At 50.7% G+C, this 14,505-nt stretch carries 15 protein-coding genes and 1 riboswitch; of the genes, 6 read left to right on the top strand and 9 right to left on the bottom strand.

Annotated features, from left to right (window positions below; translation table 11 throughout):
* Positions 1 to 19: 19 nt before the first annotated feature.
* From QZN53_RS05370 to QZN53_RS05400, 7 genes are all read right to left on the bottom strand, one after another.
* On the bottom strand, positions 20 to 172 hold the full coding sequence (locus tag QZN53_RS05370) for a hypothetical protein (RefSeq protein ID WP_163437855.1): 153 nt from the start codon (positions 170 to 172) through the stop codon (positions 20 to 22).
* Between the two features lie 99 nt (positions 173 to 271).
* On the bottom strand, positions 272 to 445 hold the full coding sequence (locus tag QZN53_RS05375; RefSeq protein ID WP_163437856.1) for a hypothetical protein: 174 nt from the start codon (positions 443 to 445) through the stop codon (positions 272 to 274).
* A gap of 139 nt (positions 446 to 584) precedes the next feature.
* The gene (locus QZN53_RS05380; RefSeq protein ID WP_073053306.1) at positions 585 to 887 is read right to left on the bottom strand and encodes an HU family DNA-binding protein; all 303 of its coding nucleotides are present in this window, start codon (positions 885 to 887) and stop codon (positions 585 to 587) included.
* 106 nt (positions 888 to 993) lie between these two features.
* Positions 994 to 2,121 carry an AI-2E family transporter gene (locus QZN53_RS05385; RefSeq protein WP_163437857.1) on the bottom strand — a complete coding sequence of 376 codons (1,128 nt, stop codon included), beginning with the start codon at positions 2,119 to 2,121 and terminating at the stop codon, positions 994 to 996.
* Positions 2,118 to 3,050: an AraC family transcriptional regulator gene (locus QZN53_RS05390; RefSeq protein WP_163437858.1), complete on the bottom strand. Its 933-nt coding sequence runs from the start codon at positions 3,048 to 3,050 to the stop codon at positions 2,118 to 2,120. Before QZN53_RS05390 ends, QZN53_RS05385 begins: the two co-directional genes overlap by 4 nt.
* Positions 3,047 to 3,796: a hypothetical protein gene (locus tag QZN53_RS05395; protein WP_163437859.1), complete on the bottom strand. Its 750-nt coding sequence runs from the start codon at positions 3,794 to 3,796 to the stop codon at positions 3,047 to 3,049. Before QZN53_RS05395 ends, QZN53_RS05390 begins: the two co-directional genes overlap by 4 nt.
* The gene (locus QZN53_RS05400; RefSeq protein WP_163437860.1) at positions 3,789 to 4,310 is read right to left on the bottom strand and encodes a hypothetical protein; all 522 of its coding nucleotides are present in this window, start codon (positions 4,308 to 4,310) and stop codon (positions 3,789 to 3,791) included. The genes QZN53_RS05395 and QZN53_RS05400 overlap by 8 nt, the downstream gene beginning before the upstream one ends.
* A gap of 30 nt (positions 4,311 to 4,340) precedes the next feature.
* Here QZN53_RS05400 and QZN53_RS05405 point away from each other — a divergent pair, with 30 nt between their 5' ends.
* Positions 4,341 to 5,165, top strand: coding sequence for a tetratricopeptide repeat protein (locus tag QZN53_RS05405; RefSeq protein WP_163437861.1), 825 nt, complete (start codon positions 4,341 to 4,343; stop codon positions 5,163 to 5,165).
* On the top strand, positions 5,165 to 6,148 hold the full coding sequence (gene dusA / locus QZN53_RS05410) for a tRNA dihydrouridine(20/20a) synthase DusA (RefSeq protein ID WP_163437862.1): 984 nt from the start codon (positions 5,165 to 5,167) through the stop codon (positions 6,146 to 6,148). The genes QZN53_RS05405 and dusA overlap by 1 nt, the downstream gene beginning before the upstream one ends.
* Before the next feature lie 21 nt (positions 6,149 to 6,169).
* Here dusA and QZN53_RS05415 read toward each other — a convergent pair whose 3' ends face one another.
* Together QZN53_RS05415 and QZN53_RS05420 are read right to left on the bottom strand one after the other, a co-directional pair.
* A complete protein-coding gene (locus QZN53_RS05415) occupies positions 6,170 to 7,666 on the bottom strand; it encodes a hypothetical protein (RefSeq protein ID WP_163437863.1) in 1,497 nt (498 codons plus the stop codon).
* Positions 7,667 to 7,706: 40 nt separating this feature from the next.
* On the bottom strand, positions 7,707 to 9,680 hold the full coding sequence (locus QZN53_RS05420; protein WP_163437864.1) for a TonB-dependent receptor: 1,974 nt from the start codon (positions 9,678 to 9,680) through the stop codon (positions 7,707 to 7,709).
* An 85-nt stretch (positions 9,681 to 9,765) separates the two neighbouring features.
* Positions 9,766 to 9,975, bottom strand: a riboswitch (cobalamin riboswitch).
* A gap of 39 nt (positions 9,976 to 10,014) precedes the next feature.
* Between QZN53_RS05420 and nadA the strand changes: the two genes are divergently transcribed.
* Genes nadA through QZN53_RS05440 form a run of 4 tightly spaced genes read left to right on the top strand, consistent with a single transcriptional unit; the run spans position 10,015 to position 14,503 of the window.
* Positions 10,015 to 11,031: a quinolinate synthase NadA gene (nadA, locus tag QZN53_RS05425; protein WP_294651996.1), complete on the top strand. Its 1,017-nt coding sequence runs from the start codon at positions 10,015 to 10,017 to the stop codon at positions 11,029 to 11,031.
* Positions 11,032 to 11,063: 32 nt separating this feature from the next.
* A complete protein-coding gene (locus QZN53_RS05430) occupies positions 11,064 to 11,735 on the top strand; it encodes a hypothetical protein (protein ID WP_163437865.1) in 672 nt (223 codons plus the stop codon).
* A gap of 42 nt (positions 11,736 to 11,777) precedes the next feature.
* Complete coding sequence (locus QZN53_RS05435; RefSeq protein WP_163437866.1) at positions 11,778 to 12,935, top strand: DUF6588 family protein; 1,158 nt, start codon at positions 11,778 to 11,780, stop codon at positions 12,933 to 12,935.
* A 32-nt stretch (positions 12,936 to 12,967) separates the two neighbouring features.
* Positions 12,968 to 14,503 carry a carbon starvation protein A gene (locus tag QZN53_RS05440; protein ID WP_163437867.1) on the top strand — a complete coding sequence of 512 codons (1,536 nt, stop codon included), beginning with the start codon at positions 12,968 to 12,970 and terminating at the stop codon, positions 14,501 to 14,503.
* Positions 14,504 to 14,505: the final 2 nt, after the last annotated feature.

The raw sequence follows: 14,505 nt of genomic DNA on the forward strand, positions 1-14,505 counted from the left end.
GTTTTCTCCGTATGACTAATTAATAAGCCCTAAAAAAAATTGCCGAACCAAACGGTTCAGCAACAATAAAATCAGAAATAATATCAACCTTGGAAAAACCAATTGCGGTTGCGCAGTGGATTGCGCACTTTGCATTGCACGGGGGCAAGGGCATTGCAAGAACTTGTTTCATCTTCCTGTCTAAAATTCGCAAGGTTTAAACTTGCGCAAATATAGACAAAAATTGTAATGCTTTCAAGGCAAAAACCAAAAAATGAAAAATTATTTCGGCTTACGGTTCGCCTGCAGGATCAGCAGCAGGTTCTTCCGGTTCTTCGTTTGCGCAATCTGCAGCGTTCGGGTCCACAGTGCAGTGATCATCCGATTCAGTACTTGCGGTACCGCAACCCGCAAAAGCGAGCGCAACAGCCAAAATAGAGACGAAACCGACGAATTTGCGAATCATGTCATTCCTCGCTAATTAATTGATATTCAACACCTTACGATTTGCAATATAGTAAAAGGTGTGTATCGCGGTTTTGAACACACAATAAAAAAAGCACCCGGGAGTCCCGAGTGCAAAAGCAAATCGCTTTAGAGCAAAATTACTTCTTAGCAACCTTGGTCTTCTTAGCGGTTTCCTTGAGGCCAGCGCCGACCTTGAAGGAAACAGTCTTGGAAGCCTTGATCTTGATCGTAGCACCAGTCTGCGGGTTACGGCCGGTACGTGCAGCACGTTCCTTAACAGTGAAGGTACCGAAACCGATCAACTGAACGAGACCGTCCTTCTTGATACCAGCGGTGATACCGTCGAGAACGGCGTCAACAGCGCGGCCAGCGGCAGCCTTGGATTCAATGCCTGCTTCCTTGTTAGCGAGGATGGCGTCGATGAGATCTTGCTTATTCATTTTATTAACTCCTTGAGTAGGTTAAGAATTTTATAGTGATATTATACTTTTTTTTTTGCGTCGCGGCACACTTTTTTTGAAAATTTTTTGAAAAATCCTTATAAAATCAAGCCTCGGGCGGTGGTTCGGTTTCAGCCTCTACAATCGTATCTGCTTTCTTCTGAATTTTATCCAAGTACACAAGACACAGACAAGTGAAAGGAATTGCAACGATCAAGCCGAGGAATCCAAGCAACTTTCCCCAGATAGAAAGCGACAAGAGAATGCCTACTGGCGGCAAGTCCATCGAAGACCCAACAATCTTTGGCACCAAGAACATGTCTTCGACAATTTGTACAATCAAGTAAACTGCGCTCACAAGCAATGCGACTTCCCAGAACGGCATGCCCTTGTCGAGAGCATAGACCACCGCTAGCAGTAAGGCCACAGGGATTGTCGCTAACTGCAGATACGGCACCATGTTGAGCGCGCCTGAGAACAAGCCAAAGGCGACTCCCATAGGCAGTCCGATGATTCCGAAGCCGATTGCATACAAAATACCAACCGTCAATGCAACCAAGGATTGTGCACGGAAATAGCTACCCATGAACATATCCATCTTCTTTGCAAAATCAGAAGCACCCTCTTTATACCTTGTCGGAAAAAGCTTCTTGATGCCACCACGAAGCTTAGGCATATCAAGCATGATGAACACGAGATACATAAAGATCAGGATTGCACCGGAGAGCCATACAAACAAATTAGAAGTCTTTGCCAGCACGTTCCACGCACTCGGCAAAACCTTTCCGGCTACAGACTGCGCGGCATTCCAGAAGTCGAGAGTCTGCATGGCGACGGCAACTTTGTTCCAAGAAATGAACGTCTTTATTTCTTGCCACAAGTTTTTTGGCACAAACATCGACAAGCGTTCGGCCCAGGTGGAATCGTTAAACAGCTTTGGAATCAGTTCACCCAGGTGCCTGATTTCTCCGACCACCATCGGAACAAAAAGCCACAAGGCACCGCCCACCACAAGAACCATAAGCGTAAGCACGACAATGACGGCGACAATGCGATACTTGACCTTGCTCTGGATTTTTGTAACCAGCGGATCAAAAATGTATGCGATAAGGAACGCTGCAAAAAACGGAGCGAGTACACCACTCAAATAGTGCAGCACCCAAAGCAAAATGCCGACGCCGGCGGCCATAATCAAAAGCCGCATCACGCGGTCTACAGTCCAAATACGTCTCATTTCTTTGTCCTATATTCCAAGGGTTTTACGCCATAAATTTTGGCGAAAGCTTTTTCGAATGCGGTCGGGTTCTTTTCGCCCACAGCCAAAGCGACTTCGGCAACAGAGCGGTCCGATTCCTTCAGGAGCTTTGCCGCTTGCGCCATGCGAGTTTTCAATTCATCCTGCTTCTTTTCGCGAGCGGCCACGCTGCTTGCGGAATTGCGAACTGTCAGCGCGACAACACCTGCATACACCAAAGCCATAACCACGAGCGCCACATACATGAGCGCCTTGAAGGTTCGATTTTCGCCCCAAAGCTTAATGGAGCGCACCACGATTTCGTCGGGAATGCCAAGCATGGTTCCTTCGCCGTTACAGATTTCAAAGAACATGCCGCGGTTCATGTAACGCAGGCCATCGTCTTCGTCGAGCCCCTGCATGGCAAGCCACCATTCGGGCACTTTAAAATCGAGCATCGAAACAGAGGCGCGGCTTATGCGGTCGCGAATAATCACCGGCGCTTGAGCGACCATCGGGCGATAGCTCTGGTACACATTCTTTTTACTGTACACCGGGTCGTCATTCAGAATCTTGATGCCCACGCGCTGCATGCGGCCCGTTTCGACATCGATCACAAGCGAATCGAAATCCGAGAAGTCGAAGAACCCGTTTGCCGGACGGTTATTGACCGAAAGCAAATTAACGCCCACACCTGCATACGGGTAAGCCATGCCCGAACGAATATTCACATGGGCCGAGATTACGGAATCTTGATTGGAAAGTTCAACAGTCGAGAATCCGCCAACATTTGCATCGGAGACTGCATAAACCTGGAATGTGCCACCAGGGAACAGGATTTGTTCAGTTGCACTAAACTTAACGAACAGGCAAATCCATACGACGACAACAACTACAAGCGCAGTTGTTGCGATGATGATTTTTTTCATGCGCGAGGCTCCGCAGACTTATCTTCGTGTTCCTTGTTGTACGAATGCGTACGACCAATCGCCACAATCATGAGGCCAAGCATTATAAACATCACTGCGCCAAACGCAAAATTGCTCACGCCCTTTGCCGTAATGGAATAGAACTTGAGCGAGAACTTTTTACCGCGCGGGTGATTCCAGCCCGGAGCGATTTCGACGCGGGCCACCGTTTCTTGATGGCGACGGTTAAGCGTACGATCGACATGTTCGTCATCGAACCAGAAATCCGGCGTGTAGAACTGTTCGAACGGGAACGCAATACGCTGGCGGCCCTTGGTCAGCGGGATCTCTTTCATGAGCAAGCGGAAGGTACGCGGCTTCGTGATGTCGGTAACATCCGGGTCAAAGGTCCATACCTTCACCAGAATTTCATCGGTACCGCTCGATTCCAATTCAAAAATCAGCGAATCCACAAAAGTCCAGTTGCGATACTCCGCTTTCTCGCCCTGACTGAGGTCAAACAAAAGTCCGCACCAAGCACTCTTGGCAGTATCGGCGCCAAGCATGCAGCTAAACGAAAGCGAAGAATCGGCCAAGGCAAAAGTCACCTCGGACGAGCCGCCGTCGGACTTGTCATCGTATTCAAAGACAGAGGCACCATCGTGCAGCGGGAAAACTTTGTCGGCAAAGTGACGATCCGGAAGTGCAAAATACACTCCCAGAACAACAGCCGCAATCGCCACTAGAATAATATAAGTCTTAGCCATTAGAGTCTTCAGGTTCCAAAATCGGTTTCAAATGAAGGCTGTACTGCACCAAATCCAGCGGATCTTCGTCGGGTTCCTTTTCGCCAAAAAGCTTGTTCACCACGGCATCAAGCGCACGGATAAAGAAGAAATGATGCTTGCCTTCTTTAGCGGGCATCTGGAACGGGTGTTCCAAGGTACGCTTTAAAAGCGTGATGGTCATGGAAGGCGGCATGTGGAACATCTTGCAGCAAGAGGTGACCTTGCCGTCGTAACCGTAATCCGGGAGTTTTCCTTGCACCAGAGGTTCGCCGTGATCGATGCAGCAAGGGTCTTCGCAAACCGGGTCCTGCACATTCTTGGCAAGCAAAGCCTTGAGCCAGAGCTCGCGGGACTTGTCGGTGAGGTCGCTGCGGAAAGCCATGGTCTGGTCACACGGGAAAAACGTAGAATAGCACTTGGGGCAAATGCGCAAGTCCAGATGCTGGAACTTGATTTCTGCCACCTCTGATTTGCAATAAGGGCATGTACTCATGTACCCTAATATAATAACTATATTTGTGGCATGGCTAAAGTTGTACAGATTACCGCTGAAAATTTTGAAACCGAGGTCGCTCAGGCCTCTGAAACCCGCGCCGTAGCGGTGCTTTTCTCTTCTGCAGAATACCCTGACTGCGCACCGTATTCCCAATTGCTGGGCTCTCTTTCGACCAGCATGGACTTTACGCTCGGCGTCGTGAGTTGCGACGAACGCGAGAACATGCAGTTGATCCAGGCGTTCCGCGTGCGCTCGGTGCCCGAAGTTCACATTGTCGACAAGGGCCAGATTGCAGACGTCATCCAGGGCGTGTTGCCCGAAGCAGACCTCAAGAAGCGCCTCGAAAAGTTCTTCGTGAGTGACGAAGCTCGATTCCAGATGGCCTTGGAAGATGCCATTGCGCAAAAGAATTTTGACCAGGCTCTCCCGATGCTCGACGAAGCGCTCGCCAAGACCCCCGACGACAAGAAGTTGCAGCTCTTATGGGCCAAGGCAAGCCTCGGCATGGGCGACACCGAAAAGGCAAAATCTGTACTCACCAAGTTTACCGAAGCCGATGACCAGTACCGCGAAGCAAAATCGCTGCTGGAACTTCTAGACTTCCACGCCGAAGCCGCCAAGAAGGACGTGCAGGGCAAAGAAGCGATTGTTTACCACGAAGCATGCAAGCTCGCTTGCGCCGAAGATTTTGAAAGTGCATTGCAGGCATTCCTGAACCTGTACGTGGAAGCTCCGGAATGGAACGACGGCGCCGCCAAGAAGGCGATGCTTACTTTGTTCGGAGTTCTCGGCCCGAAACACGAACTTACCTGGAAGTACCGCGCCAAACTCAACACGATGATGTTTATCTAATGAATATCGACTTTAACCGCAAACTTTCGATTGCCCCGATGCTTGACTGCACCGACCGTCACGAACGGTATTTTTTGCGGTTATTGTCCAAGCACATCTTGTTGTACAGCGAAATGGTCACGACCAACGCGCTGTTGCATACCGATCCGGACCAGTTCCTGCGCCATCAGGAATTCGAATACCCCGCTGTTTTGCAGCTGGGAGGCTCAAATCCGGCCGATTTAGCCAAATGCAGCAAGATGGTCGAAGAATCCGGTTTTCAGGAAGTCAACCTGAATTGCGGCTGTCCTTCGGACCGCGTGCAGAACGGGAACTTTGGCGCGTGCCTCATGAAAGACAAGAACCTGGTCGCCGACTGCTTCAAGGCCATGCAAGACGCCGTGAGCATCCCCGTGTCTATCAAGTGCCGTATCGGCGTCGACGAATTTGACTTTTGGGAATTTTTCCGCGACTTTGTAGGCACCATTGCAGACGCCGGCTGCCGCGTATTCATTATTCACGCCCGCAAGGCATGGCTCAAGGGTTTAAGTCCTAAAGAAAACCGCGAAGTTCCGTCGCTGCATTACGACTTTGTACACCGCCTCAAGGCCGAAATGCCTCAGCTGAACATTTCAATCAACGGCGGCATCAAGACGCTTGACCAGGTGCAGGAACAGCTCCAGGATTTAGACGGCGTCATGGTCGGCCGCGAAGCCTACGAAAATCCGTGGTTCCTGCGCGACGCCGACGAACGTATTTTCGGCGACAGCGAACCACCGCGATTCTCGTTACGCAAGGAACTTCTCGAAGCCTACCTCCCCTATGTAGAGATGGAAGCCGCCCGCGGAACGCCCACAACCATTTTAGTGCGCCACCTGTACGGGCTATTTAACGGCAAGCCCGGCGCACGCAAGTTCCGCCAGCACCTCGGCGAAAACGCCCCCAAAACAAACAACCCCGCGGAAATGATCCGCAGGGCTATGGACTTGGTTACTGAACCTTAGTCTTTTTGATTATTCAGCCACTTATTCGACAATCTTGGCGCTGAGTTCCTTCGTGTCGATAGAAGAAATCGTCGAACCGTTCGTGAGAGAAATCTTGCGAATTTCGGCTGCGTTATACATGGCAACCCAAGCGGTGCTACCGTCAATTGCCACGATATCGTAGGGGTTTTCAGATTCGATGCTCTTCTGCCAAGCAACCTTCTTTGCGCTGGTATTCACCTTCGAGATGCTGCCCTTGCCCTTGCGGTCCATTACGTACAGGCCACCATTGACTTCTACAATCTTCGTGTCGGTAGAGAACTGAATGCTTTCGTCGCTGATGTCTTCGCCATCAATCCAGTAAAGTTTACCGGCGTTAGCATAGTCGCTGATATAAACGAACACTTCGTGATTGATAACGGCAATACCAGCGGGCTGGTAACCCATTTCGTCGTCATAAAGGGGGGAGAGTTTCAGGCCATTATAAGAATACGCCACCATGGGTCCCATTTCATACGTATCCCAGTCAATGGAACCACGGTCGCCGATATAGAAGAGTTCACCCTTAGTGTCATAGTAAACGCCACCGCTGGCATCGACAACACCATCTATCCTCTTCACCGACTTGTCACTCAAATCAACTTCGGCAGCGGGAACATTCTGGTAAGCCTTGTAAACGGCAACAACAGCCTTGCCAGAAATCGGATCAACATCCATCATGTACACGCCACCGCCAAGCAGCGTACCGCTCACCCAAAGTTCAGACTTTTTCTTCTTCAGGTCAACCTTTTCGATACCGCGGTTTTCATCGGCGTCAATACCCCAAGAGGCATTGTATTCACCCTGCGTACCCACAAACACATTGCCATTCACAACCTTCACAACCTGCGGGTTCTTGGTCACAAGAGTAATGGTATCGAGAAGGGTACCGTCGCTCAACTTGTACATGGCAAGAAGGCCCGGATCGTTGAAGATAGCGCTATATCCATCATCGCCAACTTCGTAGCGCTGGAACACGGCGAACAGCGTATCGCCAGAAACTTCAAGGTCGGCGGCAAACGGCGTGTTAGCCAGGTAGGTCACCTTCGGTTCAACAGAGCTGCTGGATTCCGGTTCTGCAGAGGAACTAGATACCGGAGCTTCGGAGCTGCTGGATTCAACCTTTTCGCTAGAACTGGATTTTTCGTCTTTCTTTTCGCTAGAGCTAGACTTGTCATCCTTTGTGCTGGAGCTAGACTTGTCGTCCTTCTTTTCGCTGGAGCTGGACTTTTCGTCTTTCTTTTCGCTAGAGCTAGAGGTAGCCTTTTCGGAGCTACTGGACTTGCCATCTTTCTTGACAGAGCTAGAAGACTTGTCCTTGCTGGACTTGGCAGAGCTAGAGCTGTCATCGTCTTCGGAACTGCTGCTCAGATCTTCATCCAAGCAGTTTTCGTTGTCCAAGCATTCAATGCTTGCCGAGGAACTATTGTCGTCACCGCAAGCGCCCAAGTAGAACGCGAACGATAACGCCGCAAGTGTTGTGAGTATCTTTTTATTCATTATTGCTCCTTTCTGGCTTTACGCTATTTTAGCGCGGGGGCTAGAACCCCTGTATGATTGTGAACTTGTATTCCCTACCCGGAGTCGGATAGGGGGTAAAAATGTTTCGATATGTTTCGTCCGATATGTTGTTGACCGCAAAAACAAGGCGAGTCTTATTCCACGGTTGCCAAGCAAGCGAAGCATTGTAATGCGCCACTGGAGGCTGTCTCGTAAAGTTCATGCGGTCACTATAAATTCTAGACCTGTAATCCATCGAAACCGTGCTACTCAAATGCAACGGCAAGAACACCGTACCTTCGGCATAGTAGCTATGTACCGGTTCCCCGGGCAAAAGATTCCCGTTATAGGCCTTACTTAAGCCATCATCACGCGGATCCTGAATGGTGGCGCGCAATACGGTCTGGAAGAAATCAACCGGGCGGCTATCCAATTCCAGCTCCACCCCACGAATGACGGACTTGTCTATATTAAAGGCCTTCATCATATTGGTGCTAATCAACCAATAAATTCCGTTTTCGGCATGGGTTTCAAAGTATGTAGCGCGGAATACAGAGCGCTGTTTCGGGGTAGACAGATAGAGTCCAGCAGCAAACTTCAAAGCCGATTCATCTTTCAAAGCCGGATTCGAAAGCGTTCCCGGATACATGCCGTAAAGTTCCATCAATTGCGGCTGTCTGTAGAATCGACCGAAAGAAGCGCTTCCGCCAATCCACGAATCCTTTTTGCCTAATTTTGCCTGCACCATTCCAGCCCAGCTCAAATCACGCTCGGTAGCATCGCTTATCAGTGCCGCTCCTGTAGTCATCTGGAATTTACCGCCATCGATATCATCAATCGACTTCAGCACGTTGCCCTCGGCCAAAAGCGAGAACCACTGCGTAAAGGCATATTCCACATTGCCCGCCACAGAACCCGTATAGCGATTCAGGCTGAAATCCTGCGCAGGTCCGCGCGCTTCCCAATTTTCAGCACTTCCCGCCAATCTGAGGAACGCCTCAAGATTTCCGCGGTACAAAGTTGCAGAAACTTCGGGCATCGCCCTATACCCAGCAAGGCCAAGTACCTTGAAATCTTTCGACAAGTAACCAATTTTGTCCAACGGATAATACGATTCCGACGAATTCTTTTCGAATCTTCCCGTGATTCCAGATTCTATAAGCAAGCAATCAAAGTATTCGGGGAATTCCAGACGGTACGAAAGCTGTCCCATGTCGCCCGTAAACTTTGCCACATAAGTCTGCAAGTCTTCGGTACCGGGGTTGCCCGCTTCAGTATGCATGACGTTTCCGGACAAGGTCGAGAAGAATCCACCGCCATGAAGCATGCGGTACTGGATGTTTCCAGAATACTCCGTGAATTCCGCATTTTTTCTTCTGTCCTTAAAATCGTCTTCGTCGTTGTAGAGCGTGCCGTTACGATTGTCAAATTCGTAATCGTTATCGCTATGGCGCATCGAAGCGGTTGCCGAGAACTGCACGCTATCGGTCACGTTTGCGCTCACTTGGGCAGAGCCTTCAAACGTATTGTGCGAGCCTACACTTGCAAAAACGCGACCACTCGGCACACGAGATGCCTTAATCGCACTTTTACTCACAAAATTGATAACGCCGCCGACACCCGAACCACCATACTTAGCCGGAGTCCGGTCCTTGTAGACTTCAATTTTTTCAATATTGTTGAGGTCAATGGCACCCAGGTCAGCAGCACCGCCACCGGCATCGTTGAGTGGCATGCCATCAATGCAAATCAAGACATTCCTTGCCGCAATGCCTCGAATGCTCACCGTCTGAAAACTGCCCATGCCCCCCTGCGTATACCCCTGGACTCCCGAAAGCGAAGACAAGATTTCTGTAGCCGACAAGCCACGGCCTTCCCAAGCGGCGGGGCGGATTTCCATATAGTCTGTGCCAGAAACGGCAACGCCGGACACCGAAGGCGCTGTTACCTCGGTCGAACCAAGATCCTGTACTGGAGCGGACTCATCGACAGCCACGTCCTTAGACGTGACCACGGTCTGTGCAAAAGGGGTCTCCCACGCACAACACAAAAACACCGCAACTACAGCGGCTTTGTAGAATGACGTCGTTCGCATCGTTCCTCAAAAAAGCGTTTCCCACAGTTCTTCTGGCTCGGGGATCAATCTACTTCCGGCTCCTTCACATCTATATAGACATTGGTTTATGCCGGTTTCGTCCTCCCTTACAGCGGCGCGACCGCTCCCGGTTTTCACGGGATTCTCTCCTTGCAGGCCTCCCAGTAGGGCTCCCGCATGGGCTTTTCAGGGCACAGGAAACTTTTCGTTTGCAAATATAGAAATATTTTTACAATTTGCTATATTTAGGGGTATGACTGCAGAAGAACTCTACAAACGTCTTAGCTCTATTCAGCCGGGCGCCGTGCTTTGCACCTATTCCATGGAAAAGTGCGAACAGATGCTCCCGCTCATCAACGAAATCAACGAACTGAAAAAGGAACGCGACGCCGTGATCCTCGCCCACAGCTATGTGGCCCCCGAAATCATCCTGGGCGTTGCCGACTACGATGGCGACAGCTTCAAGCTGAGTCAAGACGCCACCAAGGTGAGCGCAAAGACGATAGTGTTCTCTGCCGTGCGCTTTATGGGCGAAACCGCCAAGATTTTGAATCCGACCAAGGATGTTCTGATTCCGGGTCCGCTTACGGGTTGTAGCCTCGCCGACTCCATTACCGGCGCCGAGGTCAAGGCACTCCGCGAAAAGTATCCCGACCACACCTTCGTGTGCTATATCAACACCACCGCCGACGTGAAGGCAAACTGCGACGTGTGCGTCACCAGCAGCAACGTGATGAAGATTGTCTCTAGCCTCGAAAACGACAAGATCGTGTTCGTGCCGGATGGTCTCATGGGTCAGAACCTAATCGACGAAATGCAGAAGCGAGGTATCAAGAAAGAAATCGTGCTCCACAGCGGTTGCTGCTACGTGCACGAAACCTACGATTCCGAACTCATCAACTTCTTCCGCAGCCAGAACCCGGGCCTCAAGGTGGTCAGCCACCCCGAATGTCACCCGGGCGTCGCCCTCCTGAGCGACTACGTGGGCAGCACCGGCCAGATGGTGAACTACATCAAGGAACAGCCCGAAGGAACCCCGTTCCTCCTGCTCACCGAATGCGGTCTGAACGCACGTATGCAGTATGAATTCCCGCAAAAGACCTTTATTGGCAGCTGCAGCATGTGCAAGTACATGAAGTCCAATTCACTCGAAAACATTTTGGAAACCTTGCGTCATCCGGAAAAGGCTCAGCACGTAGAACTTGACGAAGCAACCCGCGTTGCCGCCAAGAAGTGCATCGACGCGATGTTCTACTACGCAGCCAAGTAGCAACGATTGGCTCACAAAAAGGTTTGGAGAAAATGAAAAAGTTGAAAGTCATCGCATTGCTCGTTTGTCTTTTGGCAGGTTTTACCTTTGCCGAAGACTACTATTGGCCGCGCACTTACTATGTAAGCGCAGGCTTTGGCGCCCAAGTTTCCAAGGGCGATTTCAACGACCGAGTTCTTACAGGCAAAGATACCGCCGGCATCAAAGGCGACATTCATCCGCCTTCCATCTTGTTCGCCGCAGCACCGGACCTCATGCTCGGCGTAAACCTCGGCGCATTCACCTTTGGCCTTGGATTCCAGTACTGGAAATCGGAACAGGATATCACTGGATTCCCCGAAGACTCCTACCAGCAAGACGTGCGCATTTGGCGTGCCGGACTTGAAGTTACATACAACTTATTCTACCCCGAATTTTTCCAAATCGGACTTGGCGCGGGCTATTCTTACAGCAGCGTGAAATCCGAAAATTCCGCCTTCTTCGGACCCGACGTTTACGATTCCGAATTTATGGGATCCGCTTTTGCGGTCATCATGAACATTCACTATTATATTACTGAAGATCTCGCCATGGTTCCGGCCATCAAGATTTACGAAAACTGGTTCAAAAACGTTCATTGTTCCCGAATCGACAATAACGATCTAGACCCGTATTTGTGGCAAACCTTCGTTTTTGCTAGCGTTTCGGTACAATACCAATTTTAACACAAGGCGCCCAAGCGGCGCCTTTTCTATCTTTGCCGCCGTATGAAAAAGCTTGTTTTAATCGCTACATTAGTTTTAGGGGCTAGTTCCGCTTTCGCCATGGATGGAAGCGGCTGGGCCAGCGAATTCGAATCCATGTCCGCCTTCGACAGCCAATATGGAAATCGCGCCGACTATGTCAAGCCCATCATCGACAACTTGGGCAACGTTCTCAACAGCAACTGGTACTCAAGCGCCTCGGTGCCGCAGAGTTTCACGTTTGAAGCGGGCCTTCCCATTTCGATTATTCCGATTGGCGATGACGACAAGAGCTACGACGGCAAGCCGTCCATTTTTGGCGGCCACGGCAATCCAGAAGCACCTTCCGACACCATTTACGGTAACAAGACCCTGAACGGCCTCGGCGTATTCACCTACCCTTACCTGCAGATGGGCGCAAGCTTCTACCACTTCAGAGCCGTACTCCGCATGATGTACCTGCCTTCCATCAGCGAACTCCGCGAATTCAGCCTGTTCGGTATCGGATTCCAGTACAGCTTCGGTCACTTTTTCCAGTACATGCTTCCCAAGGCAGCCCAGCCGTTTGACGTGAGTATTGTTTACGGTTACAATTCCAGTACCATCGGCTACCGCCCCGACGCATTCGAAGGCAAGCTGGGGCTCGACATTTCAACACACAACTTCTCGTTCGTTTTCGGTTACAAGCCCGTCAACTTCTTCGAAGTCATGATGTCGCTTGGTTACCAGAGCGCCAAAATGCTGTCTTACGGCGAGCTCTACCAACAAGACCCTTACGACATTTTCAGAAAGAACGAAATCTACCCCGACATTACCGTCAAGGGTAACAACGGATTCCGTTTCGGCATTGCAATTGCTCTGCAGATTAGTTCGCTGCACCCGGTTATCGGCTACGATTACGCCGGCAAGTCCAGCTTCACGACCAACGTACTTTATTTCAAGTCGCAATTCGGCAAGGACAAAACTCCCGACGAAATCGCCAAGGATAAGGGTTATGTCCGCGGAGCAAAGACCGAAGAATCTCAGGCTGAAACAACCGAAACCCCGGCAGAACAAGCTCCCGTCGAAGAATCTAGCGACGCAAGCGTCTCCGAAGCCCCTGCAGAAGAACCTGTAGAAGAAGCTCCGGCCGCCCCCGCTATCGAAGAATCGGAAGCCCCGGCAACTGAAGAAGATTTCTAAAACAAAAGCAAACCTAAAAAAGAAGGCATCACATGATTACATTCCTGATTGGTATCGCGATTCTTGTCGGCGGATACTTCACTTACGGAAAATTCGTTGAACGTGTCTTCGGCCCCGATGACCGCAAGACTCCCGCCCTCGAAAACCCGGATGGCGTTGACCGTGTTCCCATGGCACACTGGAAAAACGTTCTGATCCAGCTTTTGAACATTGCAGGTATCGGTCCTGTGATTGGCGTGATTCTCGGCATCAAGTTCGGCGCCATCGTCTTCATTTTGCTGCCTATCGGTAACGTGCTTGGCGGTGCCGTGCACGACTACTTCAGCGGCATGATTAGCATGCGCAACAACGGCTACAACGTGCCGGCACTTTCCCGCAAATTCTTGGGCAAGGGTCCGGCCAAAATCGTGATGACGTTGATCTCGGTTGCCCTAATCTTGGTGGGCGCCGTCTTCACCAACACGCCTGCAGCCCTCATTAACACCCCGATTCTTGCCGGTTCCGCGGTATCGCCCACCTTGTTCTGGATTGCCGTCGCCTGCATTTTCGCCTACTACTTTGCAAGCACCTTCTTCCCCATCGACAAGATTATCGGTCGTATCTACCCGATTTTCGGTGCGCTCCTGATTCTTGCTTCTCTCGCCATTTTCGTGGGCATCATCCCGAACTTGAACGTGCTCGATAACTTCTGCTTCAACGACATCATGAGCAACTTCCACAAGCATCCAGGCGGACAGCCGATTATCCCGATGCTCTTCGTGACGATTGCTTGCGGTATCATTAGTGGTTTCCACAGCACGCAAAGCCCGCTTGTTGCCCGCACCGAAGTCACCGAAAAGACTGGCCGTCAGACTTTCTACGGCATGATGATTATCGAAGGCCTGATTGGTATGATTTGGGCTGCCGGTGGCATGTTCATTTACCACCAGATGCCGGAACTCTTGACCGGCGCATCGGGCGTTAAGGTCTTGAGCATTCTCGTTTCTACCGTGATTCCTTGGGCTCCGATTTCGATTCTCGTTGTGGTCGGCGTGATTGTTCTTGCTATCACTAGTGGCGACACCAGCCTTCGCAGCCTCCGTCTCACGATTGCAGAACTCACCGGAATGGAACAGACCTCTGTCAAGAACCGTTTGCTCCTTACCGTGCCGATGTTTGCCATCTGCGCTGCCATCATTTTCTGGAGCAACCTGAACCCCGAAGGCTTCAACATCCTGTGGAATTACTTCAGCTGGAGTAACCAGCTCATGGCCGTGTGCAGCCTTTGCGTGGCCACGGTTTACCTGCGCAGCAAAAAGAAGAACTTCTGGATTGCACTTATTCCGTGCATGTTCATGACCTTCATTACCTGCGACTACATTCTTTGGGTGAGCCCCGAAAACCTGAAGGGCGCTCCGCTCGGATTCGGTCTCGACTACAAAACCGCCCTTGTGATTGCCCTGCACGATGCAGCCATTCTCGGATTCCTGCTTTGCACTCGCGGCAAATACCTTACCAAGATGGAAGGTTTTGATCCTGACCGCTGGAACCCCGAACTGGACGAAGGTAAAGTTCCCAAGGCACGATAATT

It is taken from the genome of uncultured Fibrobacter sp. (assembly GCF_900316465.1).
In the GTDB taxonomy this organism is placed as follows: domain Bacteria; phylum Fibrobacterota; class Fibrobacteria; order Fibrobacterales; family Fibrobacteraceae; genus Fibrobacter.